Raw genomic sequence first — 22594 nt, forward strand, 5'->3', positions numbered from 1 at the left:
TGCACCTCCTGTTCGTGATGGCTGGGGCTGGTCAATACGGGCTCAAGGCACCAGGCGGCACCTCAAGCCCCCTCCTTCAGGAGGGGGTCGTTGACTCGTGAGGACGGTCGCTTTGCCCACCTGGCGGCGGCCAAACTTCCGTCTTTTTCCGGAATTTTCTCCGGTGAGGACAATACCGGCAAGCCTGCGCGCAGCCGTACCGGCCGAATGGGGCAGCGAGGGTGAAAGGTTACTATCAGCGCATTCACGAGCGAGGTGGCCGGATGGACTTTCGTGTGCTGGGCCCTGTCGAGGCGTTCACCGACGAAGGGGTGGCGCTGGACATCGGCCCCTACCAGCAGCGGCTGGTGCTGGCCATGTGCGTCCTCGCCGCCCCGCGGCCGGTCGGCCCGCACCGGCTGATCGACGCGCTCTGGGAGGGCGACCCCCCTCCGGGGGCGCTCAACACCGTGCAGGCGTACGTCTCCAAGCTCCGCCGCGTCTTCGAGCCGGGCAGGACGAGGAACGTTCCCCCGACGGTTCTGGTCAGCAAACCGGGAGGCTACCTGCTGGACGTCCCCGGCGACGCGATCGACCTGGGCAGGGTGCGGGAGCGGCTGGCCGAGGGCAGGAGCCTGGGGGCCGGGGGCGACCACGAGGGAGCGGTCGGGCGGTTGCGGCTGGCGTTGGGGGAGTGGAGGGGGGAGCCGCTCGCGGACCTCTCCGACACCTCCTGGGCGGTGGAGGAGAGCTCACACCTGGCCGAGCTGCGGCTCACGATCGAGGAGGATCTGGCCGAGGCGGAACTCGCGCTCGGCCGGGGGGCGGCGCTGACGAGTGGGCTCGCCCACCTGATCGGCGCCCACCCCTTCAGGGAACGGCTGCGCGTGCTCTCCGCCCACGCGCTCTACCAGGCGGGACGGCAGGCCGACGCGCTCGGTGTGCTCGCCGAGGGACGCCGGTTGCTGATGGAGGAGATGGGGCTGGACCCCGATCCTCGGTCGAGGGAGATGGAACGGCGCATCCTCGACCAGGATCCCGAGCTGAGGCCCCGCCTCGTGGCGAGCACGGGCCAGGCGACGGTGAAGGAGTCGGCGAAGGGGGAGGGCGCCGGCCTGGTGGGCCGGGACGCCGAGGCCGAGGTGCTGGAGCGGGCGGTCGCCGGTGAGGGGCATCGGGTGGTGCTGCTCGCCGGGGAGCCCGGTATCGGCAAGACCAGCCTGGCCGAGCACGCCGCGGAGGCCGCGCGGGCGCGGGACCACCGGGTGGTGTGGGGGCGCTGCTGGAGCGATGCCGGCGCGCCGCCCTTCTGGCCCTGGACACAGGCCGTGCGGGACCTGGTCGGCAGGGACGGCGAGCTGGCGCGGCTGGCCGGAGCCGGGCAGGCCGGCGCGGGGCAGGCCGGGCAGTTCGCGTTGTACGAGGCGTTCGCCCGGCTGCTGAACGAGCACGGCCGGGTCCTGGTGGTCCTCGACGACCTCCAGTGGGCGGACACCTCGTCGCTGCGGCTGCTGGAGTTCCTCGCCTCCACCAGGCTCTGCCCCGAGTTGACCGTCGTGGCCACGTACCGCGACACCGACGTACGCCCCGGCGAACCGCTGGATCACGCCCTCGGCGCGCTGCTGCGGCTGCCGCACGTGCGGCGGCTGCTGCTGCGGGGCCTGGCCGAGGAGGAGATCCGCGAGTATCTGGGACGGGCGGGCGCGGACCCGGACCTGGCGGCGGAGATGGACAGGCTGACCGCGGGCAATCCGTTCTTCCTGGGGGAGGTGCTGCAACTGGGGGAGACCCCCGAGGCGCTGTCGGACGTCGTGCGCGGCCGGATGGCCGGTCTGCCGCCGGGTACCGAGGAGGTGCTGACCGTCGCGGCGCTGCTCGGCAGGGAGGCGGCGACCGACATCCTGACGCGCGTGGCGGAGCTGCCGGAGGAGCGGATCCTCGACATCGTCGACGCCGCCGTGGGCGCCCGGTTGCTGGTGGAGGGGGACGGGCCGAGCTGCCGGTTCGTTCACGACATCGTCCGTGACGTGCTGCGCGAGGCACTGCCGCCCCTGCGCCGCAGGAAGCTGCACGCGCGGATCGCGGAGGTGCTGGAGGAGCGCAGCGGGACGCGCCTCACCGAGATCGCCCACCACTACCGCGAGGGCCTGCTGAACTCCCGGATGGCGGGCAGGGCGATCGGCTACACCCGGCGCGCGGCGGCCCAGGCGACCGCGCAGTTCGCCCACGAGGACGCGGTGGAGAACCTGGAGAGGGCGATCGCGATGATCGACCGGCTGCCGGGCCCCGACGACGCGCTCCGCTGCGACCTCCTGCTCGACCTGGCCGAGGCGCAGGCCGCGGCGGGGATGAGCGCCGCGGCCCACGCCTCCCTGGAGGCCGCCGCGGAGATCGCCGAACGGTTCGGCGACGACAACCGGCTGGCCAGGGCGGTCCTGGGGTTCTCCGACCCGATCTCTTCCGCCATGTACGAGGAGATGACCGGCATCGCCCGGCTGGCCGAGCGCATCGATCGGGTCCTCGCCTCCGGCCTGGCCGGGGACTCGCCGTGGCGGGCGCGACTGCTCGCCGCCGCCGCGCTGACCGGCTCCACCGTACGGCCCGTCGAGCGGAGCGCGGAGATGGCGGAGGAGGCGGTGCGGATGGCCCGTCTCACCGGTGACGAACGGACCCTGTCCAGGACGTTGATCGTCCTGCAGATCCTGCTGCGCTCCGGCCACGACCACGGGCGCCGCGAGGCGGTCGCCCGCGAGATCGCGGAGATCGGCCGCCGCGGCGGGGACCTGGTCGTCGAGTGGATCGGCAGGGAGAACGAGTACGTCGAGCTGAACGCGAGCGGGGACAGTGGGGACACGGAGCGGGCCGTGGAGCTGCTCGCCTGGCTGCGGGAGACCGCGGAGCGGCTCAGACTTCCCTCGATGATCAGCCTGGCCGCCTGGCAGACCGCGGTGCACGCCTACCTGTCCGGACGCTTCGACGACGCGCTCGCCGCGGCCGACGCCTCCGGTGCGGCCCACCCGGAGGGGGCGCTGGGGCGGGACGACGCGTCGTTGCGCCGGGAGATGTTCCGCTTCCTGGCCCTGCGGGCGGCGGACAAGGGCGACGGGCCGGATCGGCCGCACGAGGTGGGTGCGGGGCACGGGCCGGGCGGGGCTCACGAGGTGGGGAAGGGCCGCGACCGGGGCAGGGCGGACGAGGCGCTCGCGCTGGCCGACGCGATGCTCGCCCGGCGCCCCGGCCAGAAGCCCTGGCGCGTCCTGCGCTGCCTGGCCCTGATCGACCTGGGCCGCACGGCCGAGGCGCGCGACGCCTTCGCCGAGCTCTCCCGCGACGGGTTCGCGGAGATAGGTCCCGAGTTGTCCTACCGGTTCGTCCCCGACGCGGTGAGCGAGGTCTGCGCGGCGCTGGGCGACGAGGCGGCGGGGAAGATCCTGTACGGCAGGCTCGCCCCGCACGCGGGCCGTCTGCTGGGCTGGTCCCTGACCGACCTGTGCCTGGCCAGGCTCGCCCTGCTCGGCGGTGACGAGGATCGGGCGAAGGCCCACCTGCGGGCGGCCGAGGCGTTCGCCGCCGGGGCGGGGACACGCGTCTACGAGCCCGCGATCCGCGCGCTGGGCGAGAGGCTCCGCTCGCCGTGACGTCTCGCGGTCCGCTCGCCGGGCCGGTACGTTTCGCCCGTGACGAGCGGGTTAGGTGATGAAGGTGCGAGGAGGTTCACGGCCGGGCAGAGATCACCGTCACAGGAATGGGAATGTGCGCATGGCCACGCGAACATGGGGCATATCTCTCCACCGCCGAAAGGCGGTGCGTTGACATCCTCCCCACCGGCCGAGTCCGCTCATACTTTCGAGAGAAACCGCAGTACGGCGATGCGCCGTGTTCCCTCCCCCGCCTGAAGGCGGGGGTCACCACGCTCAAGAGGGACTGATGATCGAGATCTGGCCGGGTGACCCTTATCCTCTCGGGGCCACTTACGACGGCGCGGGAACCAACTTCGCGCTCTACACCGAGGCCGCCGAACGCGTCGAGCTGTGCCTGTTCGACGAGGAGAACAAGGAGACCAGGGTCACCCTCACCGAGTGTGAGGGCTTCGTCTGGCACGGATATCTGCCGGGCGTCGGCCCGGGACAGCGGTACGGCTACCGGGTGCACGGCCCGTACGACCCGCCGAGAGGGCAGCGGTGCAATCCCGCCAAGCTCCTCCTCGACCCGTACGCCAAGGCGGTCGAGGGGGATGTGAAATGGGACGAGGCGGTGTACGGCTACCGCTTCGGCGAGCCCGACAGCCGCAACGACGCCGACTCGGCCGACTTCGTGCCGCGCTCCATCGTGATCAACCCGTTCTTCGGGTGGGGGCACGACCGGCCGCCGAGCACCCCGTACCACGACACGGTGATCTACGAGGCGCACGTCAAGGGCCTGACGATCAACCACCCGAAGATCCCCGAGCGGATCCGCGGCACGTACGCCGCGATCGGCCACCCGGAGATCATCGATCACCTGACCGCGCTCGGAGTGACGGCGATCGAGCTCATGCCGGTGCACCAGTTCGTCACCGACCACGTCCTCACCGAGCGGGGCCTGACGAACTACTGGGGCTACAACAGCATCGGGTTCTTCGCGCCGCACAACGCCTATTCGAGCACCGGGCAGCGCGGCGGGCAGGTGCTGGAGTTCAAGGCCATGGTCAAGGCCCTGCACGAGGCGAACATCGAGGTCATCCTCGACGTGGTCTACAACCACACGGCCGAGGGCAACCACCTGGGTCCGACGCTGAGCATGCGCGGCATCGACAACGCCGACTACTACCGTCTGGTCGACAACGACAAGCGGTACTACATGGACACCACGGGCACCGGCAACAGCCTGTTCATGCGCTCCCCGCACGTGCTTCAGATGATCATGGACTCGCTCCGCTACTGGGTGATCGAGATGCACGTGGACGGCTTCAGGTTCGACCTGGCCTCCACGCTCGCGCGTGAGCTGCACGAGGTCGACCGGCTGAGCGCCTTCTTCGACCTGGTCCAGCAGGACCCGGTGCTGTCGCAGGTCAAGCTGATCGCCGAGCCGTGGGACGTCGGGCCGGGCGGCTACCAGGTGGGCAACTTCCCCGCCAGGTGGACCGAGTGGAACGGCATGTACCGCGACACGATCCGCGACCTGTGGCGGGGCGAACCCGCCGCGCTGCCCGAGTTCGCCTCCCGGCTGACCGGCTCCAGCGACCTCTACCAGGACGACAGCCGCCGCCCCGCCGCTTCCATCAACTTCGTCACCTGCCACGACGGGTTCAGCCTGCAGGACCTCGTCTCCTACAACCACAAGCACAACGAGGCCAACGGCGAGGACAACCGGGACGGCGCCGACGACAACCGCTCCTGGAACTGTGGTGAGGAGGGGCCCGCCTCGCTCGCGATCGAGTCCCTGCGCGAGCAGCAGAAACGCAACTTCCTGACCACGCTGTTCCTGTCCCAGGGCGTTCCGATGATCTCCCACGGCGACGAGTTGGGCCGCACCCAGCGGGGCAACAACAACGTGTACTGCCAGGACAACGAGCTGAGCTGGGTCGACTGGTCCGACATCAGGGAGAACTGGCTGCTGCTCGAGTTCACCCGGCGGCTCGCCAAGCTCCGCGCCGACCACCCGGTGTTCCGCCGACGCCGGTTCTTCTACGGGCGGCCCGTACGCGGTTCCGAGGAGAACCTCAGCGACATCGCCTGGCTCACTCCGAGAGGGGAGAAGATGACCGACGCGGACTGGAACGTGGGGTACGCCAAGTCGCTCGCCGTCTTCCTGAACGGCGACGCCATCACCGAGCCGGACCGCCGGGGCCGGCAGATCGTCGACGACTCCTTCCTGCTGCTGTTCAACGCCCACCACGACGTCATCAAGTTCACGCTTCCGAAGGACTACGGCGAGATGTGGCTGACGGAGATCGACACGGCGATGCCGATCACGGTCGACACCCGGGTCTGCCGGGCCGGAGAGAGCGTGCCGGTGGTCGGCCGCTCGGTGAGGGTGCTGCGCCGTGTCTGAGCCGACGACCCAGCCGGTCCCCGAGCCGGTTCCCGAGCCCGCCTCTGAGCCCGCTCTGCCGCCGGACCCCCTGCCCGATGTCCGGCCCGGTTCGGTGCCGCCGCAGGTCGCCCATGACGAACTCCTCGCGGACGCCGCCCTCGGGACCGGCGGGGACGTGACCGACCCCTTCGAGCTCCCCGAGGAGGCGCCCGCGCCTCCGCCGTCGCCCGGCTCGTACGAGGTTCCGGTCTCGACCTACCGCTTCCAGCTCACCCCCGACTTCGGGTTCGACAAGGTGGCCGAGCTCGCGCCGTACCTGCGCGATCTGGGAGTGAGCCACGTCTACCTGTCGCCGATCCTGCAGGCCGTGCCGGAGTCGCGGCACGGCTACGACGTGACCGACCACTCGCGCGTGCGCGAGGAGTTCGGCGGCGTCGAGGGGCTGCGGGAGCTGTCGGCGACCATGGCCCTGCACGGGATCGGCATCGTCGTCGACATCGTGCCCAACCACATGACGATCCCGGTGCCCGAGTCGGGCAACGCGCAGCTGTGGTCGGTGCTCAAGGACGGGCCGGGCTCGCCGTACGCGTCGTGGTTCGACATCGACTGGTCCGTGGAGGACGGCGACGGCGGCGTCGGCAAGGTGAACATGCCGGTGCTCGGCGACGAGGGCGAGACGGTGGCCGACGGCGACGTGCTGCGCTACCACGACCACGAGTTCCCGCTGCCCGACACGTACTACCGGCTGGTCGACTGGCGGCGCGGCCCCGGCTACCGCCGGTTCTTCGACGTGTCCTCGCTGATCGGGGTGCGGGTCGAGGACCCCGAGGTGTTCGACGCCACGCACGCCGTCATCCTTTCGCTGGTGGAGGAGGGGGTGATCCAGGGGCTGCGGGTGGACCATCCCGACGGGCTCGCCGAGCCGCGCGGCTACCTGTCACGGCTGCGCGAGAGGTCGGGCGTGTGGACCGTGGCGGAGAAGATCCTGGTCGGCTCCGAGCGGCTGCCCGCCGACTGGGAGTGCGACGGCACCACCGGCTACGAAACGCTCAACCGGATCACCGGCCTGTTCGTCGACCCGGCGGGCAGGGAGCCGCTGGTCGAGCTGTTCACCCGGCTGACCGGGGTCGGCGGCGACTACGCGGCGGTGGTCCGCGAGTCCAAGGCGGAGGTCCTGGACCTGTTCTTCGGCGCCGAGATCGACCGGCTGCACGCCGTCGTCGGCTCCGACCGGCAAACGCTGGTGGAGTTGCTCGCCGCGATGCCGGTCTACCGGGCCTACGCGGTGCCGGGCGAGCCGGTGCCCGAGGTCTCGGCGAGGATCGTCGAGGAGGCGGGGCGGGTCGCCGCCGGACGGCTGCCGGAGGGCGCCCCGGTGGCGGAGGTGGTCGAGCGGGTCCTGACCGGGCCCGCCGACGCGGTCACCCGCTTCCAGCAGACCTGCGGCCCCGTGATGGCCAAGGGGGTCGAGGACACCGCCCTCTACCGCTGGTACCCCCTGTCCTGCCTGAACGAGGTGGGCGGCGAGCCCGACCGCTTCGGCGGGTCCGTCGAGGAGTTCCACGCGTTCTGCCGGGAGATGTCACCGGGCACGATGACGACGCTCTCCACGCACGACACCAAGCGTTCCGAGGACGTACGGGCCAGGCTCGCCGTGTTGTCGGAGATGCCGGAGGAGTGGGCGGCCGCGGTCGGCGAGTGGTCGTCGAAGGTCTCCTTCGACCCGGCCCTCGACTACCTGGCCTGGCAGAACCTGATGGCCTCCTGGCCGATCGGGCCCGACAGGTTCTTCGACTACCTGTTCAAGGCGGCCCGCGAGGCCAAGACCTCGATCTCCTGGGCCACCCCCGACCCGGCCTACGAGCGTGGCATCCGCGACTTCGTCGGCCGGGCCGTCGAGGAGTGCGGCGCCTCGGTCGCGGAGTTCGCCGCGAGGATCGAGCCGTACGCCAGGTCCAACTCGCTGGGTCAGAAGATCGTCCAGCTCATGCTGCCCGGCGTGCCCGACGTGTACTGGGGCAACGAGATCACCGACTTCTCCCTGGTCGACCCGGACAACCGGCGCCCGGTCGACTTCCAGCTGCGCCGCCGGATGCTCTCGGCGGCCCAGGCCCACGCGAGCCAGGAACACCCGGACGAGCCGCACCCGAGCCCCGCCGCCACGGCCGCCCTCAGCTGGGACGAGGCCAAGCTGGCGATCACCGCCCGCGCCCTGGACCTGCGCCGGAGGCTGGACCCCGAGGCGCCGTACGTCCCGATCGAGGCCGGGGAGCACGCGATCGCCTTCGCGAGGGGGGAGCGGGCCGTGACGGTGGCCACCCGGCTGCCCGTCGGCCTGGAGCGGCGCGGCGGGTGGGGGAGCACCACGCTCACCCTGCCGCATGGCACCTGGCGGGACCTGCTGTCGGGTACCGAGTACACCGGCCGGATCCCGCTCGCCCACCTGCTCTCCGTTCACCCTGTCGCGCTTCTGGAAAGGGTCTGACCGATGTTCGAGGTATGGGCGCCGTCGGCGACGGCGGTTGACGTGGAGATCGGCGAGGTCCGCTACCCGATGTCGTCGGCGGGCGGCGGCTGGTGGGCGGTGGAGGTCCCCGGCGCGGGGCACGGCACCGACTACCGGTTCCGGCTGGACGGGGGCGAGGCGCTGCCGGACCCCAGGACGAGGTGGCAGCCCGAGGGGATCTTCGGGCCGAGCCGGGTCTACGACCACGGCCGCTTCGAGTGGGGCGACGCGCTGTGGCGGGGGCGTGACCTGCCGGGCGCGGTCATCTACGAGCTGCACATCGGCACCTTCACCCCCGAGGGCACCTTCGACGGGGCGATCGGCAGGCTGGAGCACCTGGCGGAGCTCGGCGTCGACTTCGTGGAGATCATGCCGGTGCCGCCGGTGCCCGGCGGGCGCAACTGGGGTTACGACGGTGTGGACCTGTGGGCCGTCACCGAGACCTACGGCGGCCCCGACGGGCTCAAGCGTTTCGTGGACGCCTGCCACCGGCGCGGGCTCGGCGTGATCCTCGACGTCGTCTACAACCACCTCGGCCCCTCGGGCAACTTCCTCGCCCCCTTCGGCCCGTACTTCCACTCCAGTGCCTCCTCCTTCTGGGGGCAGGCCGTGAACCTCGACGGCCCGGGCTCCGACGAGGTGCGCGCCTACTTCGTCGGCAACGCGCTGCAGTGGCTGCGCGACTACCACATCGACGGCCTGCGGCTGGACGCCGTGCACGCCCTGCACGACAACCGGGCCGTGCACCTGCTGGAGGAGATCGCCGTCGAGGCGGAGGCGCTGTCGGCGGCGGTGGGCAGGCCGCTCACCCTCATCGCCGAGTCCGACCTCAACGACCCCCGGCTGATGACCCCCCGCGAGGCCGGGGGGTTCGGCCTCGCGGCGGCCTGGAACGACGACGTCCACCACGCCCTGCACGTGGCGGTGACCGGTGAGCGGCACGGCTACTACGACGACTTCCACGGCGCGCTGCCCAAGGTGCTGGCTCGCGCCTACTACCACGACGGGACCTACTCCTCCTTCAGGGGGCGCTCGCACGGCCGCCCGGCGTCCCACGTGCCCGGTTACCGCTTCGTCTGCTGCGCGCAGAACCACGACCAGATCGGCAACCGGGCCGAGGGCGACCGGATGGCGCCCGAGGCGCTGCGGCTCGCCGCGGGACTCCTGCTGACCTCGCCGTTCACGCCCATGCTGTTCATGGGGGAGGAGTGGGGGACGCGATCGCCGTTCCTGTTCTTCACCGACCACGTCGAGCCGCAGTTGCGCGAGGGCGAGGGGGATCGGCGGCGGCGGGAGTTCGTCGGCTTCGGTTACGACGACTGGGCGGACAAGGCCCCCGATCCCGGTGAGGAGATGACGTTCCTGCGCTCCAAGCTCGACTGGAGCGAGCTGGACGACGACGCCCACCGGGCACACCTCGACTGGTACCGGGCGTTGATCGCGCTGCGCCGCGCTCACCCGGAGCTGACGGACCCGAGGCTGGACCGGGTACGCGTCGATCACGGCGAGTCCTGGCTGGTCGTGCACCGGGGAGGGCTCAGGGTGGCGGCGAACCTCGGCCCGGTCGCGCTCACGGTGAGGCTCGGGACGGGCAGGGCCGCACCCGGTCACATCCTGCTCGCCTCCGACCCGTCGGCGACCGTGGAGGGGGAGGAGCTCTTCCTGCCTCCCCGATCCCTCGCGATCGTGCGGCTGGATCCGGCGCTCTGACCGGCCGGTGATCCCCTGATCCGCCTGACCGTCGCGGCGGCCGTCACGGCGGCGGTGACGGTCAGGCGGCCACGTGGTTGCGCAGCCGGAGGTCCTCCGGGTACGGGGAGAAGTAGGTCTGGTCCCGCACGTAGTCGGCGGCGAGGCTCTGGGCGTGGTGGCGGATCAGGGTCGCCGGGACGCTCAGCGCCACCTGCCCGGCCCGGTAGGAGGCGATGACCTCCGCCAGGTCGGCCCGGCGTGCCGGGTCGAGCGCGTCGCCCACCATTCCCACGCAGTGCTGCAGGACGTTGACGTGCCGGCCGATGCTCGCCTTGGTGGCGAACGCCGTGTCGAACACCCGGGTGTAGTCGGCGGCCAGCTCCTCACGGGGCCGCGTGCCCGCGCCGGCCACCAGCCGGCCCGCCTCCCTGAAGGCGACGGGGTCGTGGGCGAGTAGCTGCATCTTGTGCCGGGCGTGGAAGGACACCAGGTCGCGAGGGCGCCAGTCGCTTTCCAGCAGGGCGCGGAGCCGGGCGCGGGCGAAGATCCGTTCCACGAAGTTCTCGCGGAGCAGCGCGTCGTTGAGCCGTCCCTCGTCCTCGACGGGCAGCAGTGGATAGGCGTCGAGGACCACGCCCGCGAACACCCCCCTGCCCTTGCGGCCCACGGTCGTGCCACCCGCGTGGACGGGGATGCCGTGCACCCCGCAGCTGGGGCTCTTGGACTTGAGGATGTAGCCGTCCACCTCCAGCAGGGCGGGAACCCGCTCGGCGGCGAGGGCGGTCATCCTGTCGGTGAGGTCCACCCGGCTCTTCCTGGTGACCAGCCGCGTGCCCTCCGGTGAGCGCTCCAGGCGCAGCGTCTCGCGCGGGCTGCCGAGGCCGATCTCCATCTCCGGGCAGATGTGCACCCACTCGACGTGTTTGTCCAGTTCGTTGTTGAGGAATCGGTTGCGGCTGTGTCCGCCGTCGAACCGGACCGGCTCGCCCATCAGGCAGCTGGACACCGCGACCCTCGGCCTGACGGCCCGCCGGCCCGCCTCGCCGGTTCCGTTCATCTCGCCCACCTCGTCCATCTCGTCCATCGCGCTCGAACCGCTCGCGCCACGCACGGCGGACACTGTCTCCCGGTGTGGTGCGGCGTCCCGGTCGCGCGCCGTGACGGTGCCGAGGATGCCGGACAGGCGGCGCAGGCCGCGTGCCGTACGGGCCTTGATCGTGCCGAGTGGGATGCTCAGCTTCTCGGAGATCTCCCGCTGGGTCAGGTCGTCGTAGTAGGCCAGCTCGATCGCCTGGCGCTGCGGCTCGGGCAGCCTGGCGAGTGCCCGCCGCACCTGGTCGCGCTCCGCCAGCTCCTCGCCGTCGTCCCGGCCGTCGTCGCCGACGGGGTCCGCGATCACATCCAGCGGCACCGTCTGGAAGGTGCGTATCCGCAGCTGGTCGACCGCGCGCTTGTGGGCGATCCCGAGCATCCAGGCGGGGAGGCTGCGTTCCGGGTCGAAGCGGTGCCGGGAACGCCAGACCTCCGCGAACACGACCTGCTGAAGATCCTCCACATCCTGCGGCCGAACGAATCGCCGCAGGTAGGAGCGGATGAGGGGCCCGTGGGTGCGGAGGCACTCGGTCAGGGCCGCCTCGTCGCCCTCGGCGAACCGGGTGTTCAGGTGGTCTGTCATGATGCCCCCCTTGCCTCAATAACCTACTCAAAACTTATTCATAGTCGCTCGACGGCGGTGATCGCAAGTGGAGGCAGGGAGATATCCGCAGGTCCGGCGGGTCTGGCGGAGAGTTCGGTGAGGAGAGGACGACACCACGTGACCGGGAGCGAAGAAGGCGGGACATTTCCGAAAGGTGGCCCCGCGCGACAGGAGGAGGCGACGCGGGACGGTCAGGAGAGGGCGGGCCGAGGGAGCCGAGGGCGGAGGACGGCGTGCCGGGAAGGGGTCAGGCGAGGGCCGCGGTGGTGACGCGGGTGAGGGCGTCCTGGAACGACGTGACCCGGGGGACGGACGCGGGCAGGCTGTCCCACCAGCCGGGGCCGCCGGCGACGATCAGGCTCGACGGGCGGAGCGTGGGCAGAGAGGCGAGGGGGGCGGGGTCGCCGGTCTCGGACTGCTGGGACCAGACGAAGACCACCGAGGGGCGCAGCCGCCGCATCGCGTCCGCCAGCGCCGGGTACGGGGTCCTGGCGCCCAGCACCCTGGTCTCCACGCGGTGGTCGGTGGTGAGCGCCGCGGCGAGCGCGTAGAGCGGCAGGCTGTGCAGGTCGTGCTCGGCGCAGGCGAGCAGGACGGGGCGGTCACCGGCCGGCCGGGCGGGGCGCTCGGTGAGAGGGATGAGCGCGGCGAGCAGCCGGTCGGAGAACAGATGCTCGATCTCGATGCTCGCCCCGCTCTCCAGCTGGCGCCTGCAGATCGTCTCGAAGACCGGCAAAACCAGGCACTCCCAGGTCCACCGCACGCCGTGTCTGGCCAGCGCCGCGCCGATCCACTCCTGGACGGCCCTGCTGTCCAGCGTCATCGTCGCCCGCTTCAGCATCGCCACCGTCGGCACGCCCGGCGGCCGCGTCGCCGTGAAGGGCGAGATCTTTTCGCGGGCGGGCCGCCCGGACTCCCGCTCCACCGGAGGCGGTGGGACGGTCTCGATCTTCAGGACCTCCCGTGCCGCGTCGGAGGCGGGCACCCCGCTCCTGATGAGCCGGTTCATCTCCTCCAGGCGCCACAGGTCGCGGGCGTCGTAGCGGCGGTGCCCCCCCGGGCTCCGGCGGCTCGGACCCACGCCGTAGCGTAGGTTCCAGGTCCGCAGTGTGGGGGCGGGCACTCCGAGGCGTCGTGCTACGGCCCCGATGCCGTAGCTCGGTTCCCCGACGATCGCCACCTGACGCTGCTCATCCATCTCGTCCCATTTTAAGCCTGCTATCCGCCGTACCAGCCTGACAGGCGACGCGAGCGGTTGCTCCATGAACACCTATTCGATTTCCGGGCCCCTGGCGGATGCAACCAACGGAGTGTGACCGGCCGAAGGGGAATCGTGACCGATACTGTGATCGTTTTGTTCAGCCGTGATCTTCGGGTGCACGACCATCCCGCACTCGCCGCGGCGTGCGAGCACGCACGTCATGTCGTCCCCCTCTTCGTCGCGGACCCCTCCGTGCCCGGGGGCGACCGCCGGGGATTTCTCGCCGAGTGCCTCGCCGATCTGAGCGAATCGCTCCGCGAGCGGGGTGGTGAGCTGGTCGTGCGCCGTGGTGATCCGATCGCCGAGACGATGCGCCTGGCGCGGGAGACGGGGGCGCGGGCCGTCCACGTCAGCATGGACGTCAGCACCCTCGCGCGGCGCAGGCAGCGACGCCTGGCCGAGGAGTGCGAGCACGCCAGGACGGCGTTCCACATGTTTCCCGGTCTGACGATCGTGCCCCCCGACGCGCTCAGGCCGTCGGGCGGAGGCGACCACTACCGGGTCTTCACGCCCTACTGGCGGGCCTGGGCCCGGCAGCCGCGCAGGGAGGTGCTCAAGGCCCCCGGTGTGGTGCGCGTTCCCGAGGGCGTGTGGGCCGGGAGGCCGCCCGAGCCGGGGCGCGCGTCGCACGAGCTGTTCAGGGGCGGTGAGACGGTTGGGCGCCGGAGGATGAGGCAGTGGCTGAAGCACTGCGTGGACGACTACGCCGACGGCCACGACGACATGGCGGGTAACCGCACCTCCAGGCTCAGCCCCTACCTGCGCTTCGGCTGCGTCTCGCCGCTGGAGCTGGAAGCGCTCGCGAGGGAGGTGGGAGGCGTGGGAGAGGGCGAAGGCGGGGGTGCCGAGGAGTTCGTCAGGCAGCTGTGCTGGCGTGACTTCTTCTACCAGGTGACGCGGGCCTTCCCGCGCATCAACCGCGACGACTACCGGCCGCGCGGGCACGAGTGGCGCGACGACGACCACGCGGCGCAGGCGTGGAAGGAGGGCATGACCGGAGTCCCGATCGTGGACGCGGGAATGCGGCAGTTGCTCAGCGAGGGATGGATGCACAACCGGGCCCGCATGATCGTGGGCTCGTTCCTCGTCCGGCGGCTCGGCGTCGACTGGCGCGTCGGCGCCGACCACTTCTTCGATCTGCTGCTCGACGGCGATGTCGCCAACAACTACGGCAACTGGCAGTGGGTCGCCGGGACGGGCAACGACACCCGGCCCAACCGGCCCGTCAACCACATCCGGCAGGCCAAAAGGTACGACCCGGAGGGCGAGTACGTCCGCCGTCACGTCCCCGAGCTCGGCACCGTGCCCACGAGGATGATCCACGAGCCCTGGAGGCTCCCCTCGGGTGTCCCGGGCTATCCGGCGCCCCTGGTGTCCATGGACTGAGCCGGCCGGGTCGTCGCCCGCCGAGGCGCGAGCCCTCGCGACGGGGCCCCACGATGAGAGGCCCCGGCGGCAGTGGGCTTTCCCGGCCGAGGCGCCTGGCCGGGAAAGCCCACCACCGCCGGGGGCGGGGTCGTTCTCAGTGCCGCGTGCTCAGTCTCGCGGTCTCAGTGCTTGTGGTCGTGGCCCGCGTGGTCGTGGCCTGCCTCGTCCTCGTCGTCGTCCTCGTCCGAGGGGCCGTCGGAGGGCTCGACGCCCAGCACGGCCTCGCGGGGCTCGATCTGTTCGACGTGCTCGATCAGCCCAAGGACGTGGTCCGGCTCGATCAGCCACTGCAGTGCGGTGGCGCCGGTGTCGTCGGCCGAGACCAGCTCAGCCTGCTCCTTGCGCTCGTCGTCGTCCAGGTCGGCGTCAGGGTGGCTGATCTCCTTCAGCGCGGCGGCCTGCAGGGCGGCGATGTCCTGCACCTCCACGGTCAGCTCAACGGTCAGACGCAGGTAGCGTTCGGTGCCCGATACATCACTCATGGTGTAAATCCTAGTGCCTGGGTGGGGTGGACCAGCCTAAGGGAGCTTCCACTCCACGGGGGTGGTGCCCTGCTTCTCGAGAAGTTCGTTCGTCTTGCTGAACGGGCGGGAGCCGAAGAAGCCGCTGCGGGCCGACAGGGGACTGGGGTGCGCCGACTCGATGGCCGGGACGGAGCCGAGCATCGGGCGCAGGTTGCGGGCGTCGCGTCCCCACAGGATCGCCACCATCGGCTTGTCGCGGGCGACGAGGGCCTTGATGGCCTGCTCGGTGACCTCCTCCCAGCCCTTGCCCCGGTGTGAGGCGGGCTTGCCCGGCATGACGGTGAGCACCCGGTTGAGCAGGAGCACGCCCTGCTCGGTCCAGGGGGTGAGGTCGCCGTTGCTCGGCATCGGAAGCCCGAGGTCCTCGGTGAGCTCCTTGTAGATGTTGCGCAGGCTGCCCGGGATCGGGCGCACGTCCGCGGCGACGGAGAAGCTCAGGCCGATCGGGTGACCCGGCGTGGGGTACGGATCCTGGCCCACGATCAGCACTTTGACCTGGTCAAACGGCTGTTGGAAGGCGCGGAGCACATTGGCGCCCGAGGGGAGGTACTGCCTGCCTTCCGCCACCTCCCTCCGGAGGAACTCGCCCATCTCGGCGATCTTCTCGGCGACGGGTTCGAGGGCCTCGGCCCACCCGGCTTCTACGACTTCGTTCAAGGGACGTGCGGCCATGTGCAGGACCCTATCGAGGTTTTAGGCCCGGTACGGCGCGTGCTGGGAATCAGCGCGTGCCGCACCGGGCCTGCCCCTGTTAACTATTTCACCGAGCCAGCCATCATCCCCTGGACGAAATACCGCTGGAAGGCGAAAAAGAGGATCAACGGGATAATCAGCGACAGGAAAGCACCCGGCGCAAGAATGTCCACGTTGGTCCCGAATTGCCGCATTTGGGACTGTAGGGCCTTGGTCATCGGCTGGTTCTCGGTGTTGGCGAAGACCAGCGAGACGAGCAGGTCGTTCCAGACCCAGAGGAACTGGAAGATGCCGAGCGAGGCGACCGCCGGTTTGGCCAGCGGGAACACCACGGTCGAGAAGATCTTCCATTCCCCGGCGCCGTCCATCCGCGCCGCCTCCAGCAGCGAGCGTGAGATGCCCGCGAAGAAGTTGCGGAGCAGGAAGATGGCGAAGGGGAGACCGAAGGCGACGTGGAAGAGCACCACGCTCGCGATGGAGCCGAAGATCCCGGCCGAGCCGTACAGTTTCGCGATCGGGATCAGCGCGATCTGGGTCGGCACCACCAGCAGGCCGACCACCACCAGGAACAGCGCGTCCCTGCCGGGAAACTCCATCCAGGCGAACGCGTACGCCGCCATGGCGGCGATGCCGATCACCAGGATGGTCGAGGGCACCGTGATGAACACGGTGTTCCAGAACGACGCGGTGAACCCGGTGGCGAGCAGGTTGGAGTAGTTCTCCAGGGTCAGCTCGGCCGGCTTGGTGAGGATCGTCCACCAGCCGCTGGAGTTGTTGGCCGCCTCCTCGCGGATCGAGACCACGAACAGGCCCAGGGTGGGAACCAGCCAGAACAGGCCGACCAGCACCAGTACCGCCTGGACCAGGCCGTTGCCCAGCCGGTCCACGATCCTGCCGAGGACGCCGCGAGGTGGGGTGCCAAGGGTGGAGGTCGTCACTGGTTGTCCCTCCTGAACCGGCGGATGTTGAGAATCATGAAGGGAAGGACGAGGAGCAGCAGGAAGATGGCGAGCGCGCTGCCCAGCCCCTGGTTGCTGCCTCCGCCGAACGAGACCCGCCACATCTCCAGCGCGATCACATTGGCCTGCGGCTGCACCGATCCCGGTGCGATGACGAAGACCAGGTCGAAGACCTTCAGGGTATTAATGATCATCGTGACGAACACGACGAGCAGTACCGGGGAGAGCAGCGGAACGGTGATCTTGCGGAACACCTGCCACTCGGTGGCCCCGTCGATGCGGGCCGCCTCCAGCGCGTCGCGCGGGATGGCCGCGAGCCCCGCCGCGATCAGTACCATCGCGAATCCGGCCCACACCCAGACGAACGCGCCGATGATCGCCGGAGTGATCAGTGTCGGGCCCAGCCAGGGGATCCCGCCGAACGCCGCCTCGAAGTTCGACTGCGGCAGTCGCACCTGGTAGTCGCCCGGAGCGAGCCCGGTGAAGCGGAAGGTGCCGTCGGCCCCGCTGGTGGTGGTGGCCTTGACGGCGCCGTTCTGCACCGCCTCGACCGTCATCCCGGCCAGGGCCTTCTCGGTGCCGTCCACCTCGTTGGCCGCGCCGCCACCGCCCTGGGTGAAGTCGACCCAGACGGTCCCCGCCAGCTCGCCGGGACCCGGCTGGACCGCCTTCGCCGTGGAGGCCGAGGCGAGGGTGTCGGGCTTCACGCCCACGAGCGGCAGGAGCACCGCCTGCCCCGGCTGCGCGGGCTGCTTGGTGACCACCCCGCCGCCCTGTTCCGCGGTGACGGGGGACTGGTCGTTCTCCCTGGGGCGGGCATCCGGGTAGCCGTTGCTCGAACCGAAGAGACCGGTCACCGAGGTGATCACCGCGTTGGCCACGCCCCGGTCGGGGGCCTGCTCGTAGACGAGGCGGAAGATGACGCCGGAGGCCATCAGGGAGACGGCCATCGGCATGAACACGACCAGCTTGAACGCGGTCGCCCAGCGGATCCGCTCGGTCAGCACCGCGAAGACGAGGCCGATCACGGTGACCAGGGCGGGAGCCACCGCGACCCAGATCAGGTTGTTCCTGATCGTGGTCAGGGTGGAGGAGTCGCTGAAGATCGTCGCGTAGTTCTCCGCCCCGACGAAGGTGCTGCCGCCGGCGTCGTAGAGGCTACGGAAGATCGAGTAGATGATCGGGTAGATCACCATCACGCCGAGTACGAGCGCGCCCGGCAGCAGGAACCAGATCGCCATCCTCGGCGGCGGCCCCAGCCGGGAGGCCCCGGCGGGCACCTTCGCGGGCGTGGCCGCCGGGGCGGCCGCCCCCGCCGTGGCGAGCTCCGGCTCGGCGGCCGGCGCGGCCGGGTCGTCCGACCTGACGTCGGCGAGGGCCGGGTGACCGTCCCCGCCGTCCGTCTTCTCCGAGGTCTCAGGGATCTCAGGGGTCCCGGAGGTCTTCGAGGGCTCGCCGCCGGACGGGGTGGCGTCAGAGGTGTGGGGGGAGCCGGCGCCTCGCGCCGGCCGCTGGGTGTCGTCAGGTCCGGAGGAGGGACCGCGGGCGGCGTCGTCGTCGCCGCCACGCGAACCCTGCGGGCCGTCTAACCGGTCGGTCACGGCCTTACTCCCCTACTTCCAGGCCTTCTTGGCCTCGGCCTCAAGCTTGTCCTGGATGCCCTTGACGTCCGAGGGGGTGCGCACGAAGTCCTGCAGGTACTTCCACAGGGCCTTGCCGTCGGTGCCACCGAAGGCGCTGGGCGCGAGGTCGGACATGTCGTAGCGGACCGTGTCACCGGCGGCGATGATCGTCTCGGCGAGCTTCTTGGTCATGTCGTCCGGGTAGTTGTCCGGCGAGACGTTGCGGTTGGGAGAGAGGTAGCCGGGAAGCTTCGCCCAGACCTCGCCGCCCTCCTTGGAGGCGAGGAACTCCAGCAGCGCCATCGAGCCCTCGGACTCCTTCAGTGCCACCGCGATGTCGCCGCCCAGCACGACCGGCTCGGTGTCGCCGACCTTGGGGAACGGGAAGTACTTGGCCTCCTCGCCGAGCTTCGCGCCCGACTGCTCGGCCGTGACGCCCACGAAGTCCGCCTCGATGACCATCGCCGACTTGTCCTGGCCGTAGACCTGGGTCACGCAGGTCGGGAAGTCGGTCTGCAGGGCGCCGGCGGAGCCGCCGAGCAGGAACTCCTTCTTGCCGACGAGCTGCGCGATCTTCTCCAGCGCGGTGGTCACGCTGGGGTCGGTCCACGGGATCTCGTGCTTGGAGAGCTTGGTGTAGTTCTCCGGGCCCGCGGAGGACAGGTAGACGTTCTCGAACAGGTCGGTCAGGGTCCAGCCGGAGGCGCCGCAGAGGGAGAACGGCGGGGTGCCCGAGTCGGCGATCGTCTGGGCGGCCTTGATCAGGTCGTCCCAGGTGGCGGGGGGCGTCACACCGGCGTCCTGGAAGGCCTGGTCGCGATACCAGATGAGCGACTTGTGGGCCGCCTTCACCAGCACGCCGTAGGCCTGGCCGTCGGCGGAGCCGAGCTCCTTCCAGTACGGGGTGTAGTTGTCGTCGATCTGCTTCTGGACCTCGGCGGTGAGCGGCTTGAGCGCCTTCTGGTCCGCGTACTGCTGGACCAGGCCGGGCTGGGGCAGGATCGCGACGTCCGGCGGGTTGCCGCCCTCGATGCGCGGCCCGAGGTAGGCGCCGGTGTCCTCACCGGTGGAGGCGTAGGTGACCTTGGCGCCGGTCTTCTCCTCGAACGCCTTGAGCACCTGCTCGAAGTTGGTCTGCTCGGCGCCGGTCCACTTGGCGGCGACCTCGACGGTCACCCCTTCGAGGTTCTTGGCGGCCGGGGCCGACGCGGGCGCGCTGTCACTCGTGGCCGGTGCGGGGGCGGCCGATTCGCCGCCGCCGCACGCGGCGAGTGCCAGGGCGAGTCCCGCCGTCGTCACCGCTGCGATGGTTTTGCGCATACTGAACAGACCTCCTGAGACGTTGAGGCTTGAAATCGGGATATGTAGGACGAACAACCAGCCGAAATGGGGATGACGGCTTCTGCCGGGGGATGCCCCGGCCTCATTGGGCCCGGATTATCTCTTCGAGTTGACCCTTCATGGAGGAGACGACGTCGTCGCCGTCGCCGTCCTTCGCGAAAGGCGGTGTGAGGGCGTTGGAGACCGCGCTGGCGATCACCAGGCTCACCTGGTTGTAGTTGGCGCCGGCGGGCCTGGGCCGAGCGGAGAGGATGCTCTGCTTCAGGACCGGCAGGTAGGGAAAACGCCTGATCAGATCGGGATCGTCGTACAGTTCGGCCCACACGGGCGGGAACGAGCCGTCGGCGAGCACCCGCCGCTGGTTCTCAAGACCGGTGAAGTAGCGGATGAACTCGGTGGCCGACTTCTGCCGCTTGGAGAAGGCGCTCACCGCGAGGTTGTAGCCGCCGAGCGAACCGGTGCCGGGGCCGTCGAGACCGGGCAGCCGGGTCACCCCGAACTTGCCGGCGACCGCCGAGGTGGTGGCCGGTCCGTAGGCGTGCGGCCAGTTGCGGGCGAAGGCGAGCCGTCCCTCCTCGAAGGCGAGCTGCGCCTCGTCCTCCTTGTAGGAGAGCGACTCCTCCGGGATCCACCCCTCCCGGAACCCGTCCATCAGGAAGTCAAGGCCGGCCTTCGCCTTGGCCACGTCCATGGTCACCTTGGTGCCGTCCAGGCTGAGGATCTGCCCGCCCGCCGACTGCACGGCCTCGGTGAAGTTGACGGTCAGGCCCTCGTAGGCCAGGAACTGCCCCGCGTAGCCGCCGATGCCGTACTTGTCGTGCAGGGCGCGCGCCTGGGTGCGCAACTCCTGCCAGGTCCTCGGCGGCTTGAAGCCCTCCTTGGCCAGCAGGTCCCTGCGGTAGTAGAGGAGGCCGGCGTTGCTGGTGTAGGGAACCGCCCAGAGCTTGCCCCGGTAGACCGCCGTGTCGACGACCGGCGGCAGGAACCGGTCGAGCGGGAACATCGTGCGCTCCAGCGGCAGGATCCAGCCGGCCTCGGCGAACTCGGCGGTCCAGATCACGTCCAATCCGATCACGTCGTATCGGTCGCTTTTGGCCTGGAGGTTGGCGACCATCTGCGCCCGCTGCTCGTCGGCGGCCTCGGGGAGTTCGAGCAGGGTCGCCCGCTCCCCGGGGTGGGCCTGGTTCCAGCGGTCGAGCAGCGGCTGCAGGTAGGCGGTCGCGGGGCGTCCGATCACCAGGGTGAACGGACCGGTCCCGCCGAACCGCTCATCCTCCTGGGCACCGGCCGCCGAACATCCCGCCAACCCCGCCACGAGAAGCACGGCGAGCGCGACGGGGATGAGTCGGCGCACCATGACCTCCCGGTTTCCAGTTGGTTACATACGTGTTAGGTAGATGCATGCATGTTATGCATAGCGGTATCATCACCGTCAACGGATAACCCCGTAACGCTCACGTAACGAGCTCTCCGAGGAGGTGGGGCGTGCGGCTGACGCTGCTGGCGCTCCTCGCGAAGGAACCTGCCCACGGCTACGAGCTCAAACAGGCACTTGAACAGATCTTCGGCAGCGCCTACCCTTCACCGAACATCGGGCAGATCTACGTCACGCTCGGCCGTCTGGAGAAGGACGGTCTGGTGCGCGCCGTGGACGTCGAGCAGTCCAACCGGCCGAACAAGAAGGTCTACTACCTGACGGCCGCCGGCCGCGAGATCCTCGACACGTGGGTGGACGAGCCCACCGAGGGCCCCAGGGTCCGGGACGAGTTCTTCATGAAGCTCGTGCTGGCCCCGATGACCGGCATCGCCGACAGAATGGCGATGATCAATCGCCAGCGCCGTCACTACCTCGGACTCATGCGTGACCTCAACGAACTCGCCGAGCGGACCGACCCGGAGAACCAGGTCGCGCTCCTGCTGGTCGAGGGGGCCATGCTGCACCTCCAGGCCGACCTCGACTGGCTCGAACGCTGCCAGGAGGAGCTGAGTTGACCTCTCCCGTGGTTCCCGTGGTCGAAACCGTCAACCTCGTCAAGATCTACCAGGACGGCGGGGTGCCGGTGCCCGCGGTGCGAGGGGTCGACCTGCGGGTGAGCCCGGGGGAGTTCGTGGCGGTCATGGGCCCCTCCGGCTCGGGAAAGTCCACCCTGGTCCACATGATCGGTGGTCTTGAGGCGAGGACCAGCGGTGAGATCTGGCTCGACGGGCAGCGGGCCGACACGCTCAGCGAGAGCGCCTGGGCGCTGCTTCGCCGCCGGAGGATCGGTTTCGTCTTCCAGTTCTTCAATCTCGTCGCCAACATGACCGTGGCCGACAACGTCGAGCTGCCCGCGCTGCTGGCGGGGGCCTCCACGCGCGAGGCCCGCCGCCGCCGCGAATACCTCCTCGGCGAGCTCGGCCTCACCGCCCGCGCCGACGCCGCCCCCTCGCAGCTCGCCGGGGGCGAGCAGCAGCGGGTCGCGCTCGCCCGCGCGCTGGCCAACGAGCCGAGCCTGCTGCTCGCGGACGAGCCCACCGGCAACCTCGACAGCCGCAACACCCGCGACGTCCTGCGCCTGCTCGGCGAGGTCCACCGCGAGGGCCAGGCCATCATCCTGGTCACCCACGACGCCAGGGTCGCCAGCCTGGCCGACCGGGTGGTCTCCCTCCTGGACGGCCAGGTCGTCGACGACGGGGGCGCCGGGCTGGTCCGCCGCCGCCCCAAGGGCAGCGCCGGCGACGTCGTCGAGCTGAGAGGCTGACGGTGCGCCCTCCGCCCTCCCCGTCCGAGGGGCCGCCCCGGCCCGTGCTCCCCAGGCTCTTCCGGGTCGGCGACGTCGTCGCGGGCGGCATCACGGGTTCGCCTCCGCCGGTGCCTTCGGGGCTCGCCGGTCCGACG

The 22594-nt window shown here is 70.5% G+C and carries 15 protein-coding genes; 7 read left to right on the plus strand and 8 right to left on the minus strand.

Going from position 1 to position 22594, the window contains the following annotated elements; all coding sequences use genetic code 11:
* Positions 1–263: 263 nt before the first annotated feature.
* The 4 genes from ACFY3D_RS29785 (at position 264) to treZ (ending at position 10210) form a co-directional block, all read left to right on the plus strand.
* On the plus strand, positions 264–3617 hold the full coding sequence (locus tag ACFY3D_RS29785; protein WP_389985340.1) for a BTAD domain-containing putative transcriptional regulator: 3354 nt from the start codon (positions 264–266) through the stop codon (positions 3615–3617).
* Between the two features lie 289 nt (positions 3618–3906).
* Positions 3907–6012, plus strand: coding sequence for a glycogen debranching protein GlgX (gene glgX, locus ACFY3D_RS29790; protein WP_389985343.1), 2106 nt, complete (start codon positions 3907–3909; stop codon positions 6010–6012).
* Positions 6013–6289: 277 nt separating this feature from the next.
* Positions 6290–8479, plus strand: coding sequence for a malto-oligosyltrehalose synthase (treY, locus tag ACFY3D_RS29795; RefSeq protein ID WP_389985744.1), 2190 nt, complete (start codon positions 6290–6292; stop codon positions 8477–8479).
* A 3-nt stretch (positions 8480–8482) separates the two neighbouring features.
* Positions 8483–10210: a malto-oligosyltrehalose trehalohydrolase gene (gene treZ / locus ACFY3D_RS29800; RefSeq protein WP_389985346.1), complete on the plus strand. Its 1728-nt coding sequence runs from the start codon at positions 8483–8485 to the stop codon at positions 10208–10210.
* A 61-nt stretch (positions 10211–10271) separates the two neighbouring features.
* Here the strand turns inward: treZ and ACFY3D_RS29805 are convergent, their stop codons facing one another.
* Together ACFY3D_RS29805 and ACFY3D_RS29810 are read right to left on the minus strand one after the other, a co-directional pair.
* Positions 10272–11867 (minus strand): DUF1722 domain-containing protein, encoded by a 1596-nt coding sequence (locus ACFY3D_RS29805; protein ID WP_389985349.1) that lies wholly within the window; start codon positions 11865–11867, stop codon positions 10272–10274.
* A 268-nt stretch (positions 11868–12135) separates the two neighbouring features.
* Positions 12136–13086, minus strand: coding sequence for a MerR family transcriptional regulator (locus tag ACFY3D_RS29810; RefSeq protein ID WP_389985352.1), 951 nt, complete (start codon positions 13084–13086; stop codon positions 12136–12138).
* Between the two features lie 135 nt (positions 13087–13221).
* On the opposite strand from ACFY3D_RS29810, the gene ACFY3D_RS29815 reads away from it, so the two are divergent.
* Positions 13222–14535, plus strand: a complete 1314-nt coding sequence (locus ACFY3D_RS29815; RefSeq protein ID WP_389985356.1) for a cryptochrome/photolyase family protein — start codon at positions 13222–13224, stop codon at positions 14533–14535.
* A 164-nt stretch (positions 14536–14699) separates the two neighbouring features.
* Here ACFY3D_RS29815 and ACFY3D_RS29820 read toward each other — a convergent pair whose 3' ends face one another.
* From ACFY3D_RS29820 to ACFY3D_RS29845, 6 genes are all read right to left on the minus strand, one after another.
* Positions 14700–15059, minus strand: a complete 360-nt coding sequence (locus ACFY3D_RS29820; RefSeq protein WP_389985359.1) for a hypothetical protein — start codon at positions 15057–15059, stop codon at positions 14700–14702.
* Between the two features lie 36 nt (positions 15060–15095).
* Positions 15096–15773 carry a uracil-DNA glycosylase gene (locus ACFY3D_RS29825; RefSeq protein ID WP_350948528.1) on the minus strand — a complete coding sequence of 226 codons (678 nt, stop codon included), beginning with the start codon at positions 15771–15773 and terminating at the stop codon, positions 15096–15098.
* Positions 15774–15856: 83 nt separating this feature from the next.
* Positions 15857–16732: a carbohydrate ABC transporter permease gene (locus tag ACFY3D_RS29830; protein WP_350948529.1), complete on the minus strand. Its 876-nt coding sequence runs from the start codon at positions 16730–16732 to the stop codon at positions 15857–15859.
* Complete coding sequence (locus ACFY3D_RS29835; RefSeq protein WP_389985363.1) at positions 16729–18354, minus strand: ABC transporter permease subunit; 1626 nt, start codon at positions 18352–18354, stop codon at positions 16729–16731. Before ACFY3D_RS29835 ends, ACFY3D_RS29830 begins: the two co-directional genes overlap by 4 nt.
* 12 nt (positions 18355–18366) lie before the next feature.
* Positions 18367–19695, minus strand: a complete 1329-nt coding sequence (locus ACFY3D_RS29840; protein ID WP_389985366.1) for an ABC transporter substrate-binding protein — start codon at positions 19693–19695, stop codon at positions 18367–18369.
* 103 nt (positions 19696–19798) lie between these two features.
* Entirely contained in the window at positions 19799–21073 is a 1275-nt protein-coding gene (locus ACFY3D_RS29845; protein ID WP_362897488.1) for an ABC transporter substrate-binding protein, read from the minus strand.
* A gap of 128 nt (positions 21074–21201) precedes the next feature.
* Here ACFY3D_RS29845 and ACFY3D_RS29850 point away from each other — a divergent pair, with 128 nt between their 5' ends.
* Together ACFY3D_RS29850 and ACFY3D_RS29855 are read left to right on the plus strand one after the other, a co-directional pair.
* On the plus strand, positions 21202–21708 hold the full coding sequence (locus tag ACFY3D_RS29850) for a PadR family transcriptional regulator (protein WP_350948533.1): 507 nt from the start codon (positions 21202–21204) through the stop codon (positions 21706–21708).
* Positions 21705–22457, plus strand: coding sequence for an ABC transporter ATP-binding protein (locus ACFY3D_RS29855; RefSeq protein WP_362926522.1), 753 nt, complete (start codon positions 21705–21707; stop codon positions 22455–22457). Before ACFY3D_RS29850 ends, ACFY3D_RS29855 begins: the two co-directional genes overlap by 4 nt.
* Positions 22458–22594 lie beyond the last annotated feature (137 nt).

The organism is Streptosporangium sp. NPDC000509 (genome assembly GCF_042898365.1).
Classification (GTDB): domain Bacteria; phylum Actinomycetota; class Actinomycetes; order Streptosporangiales; family Streptosporangiaceae; genus Streptosporangium.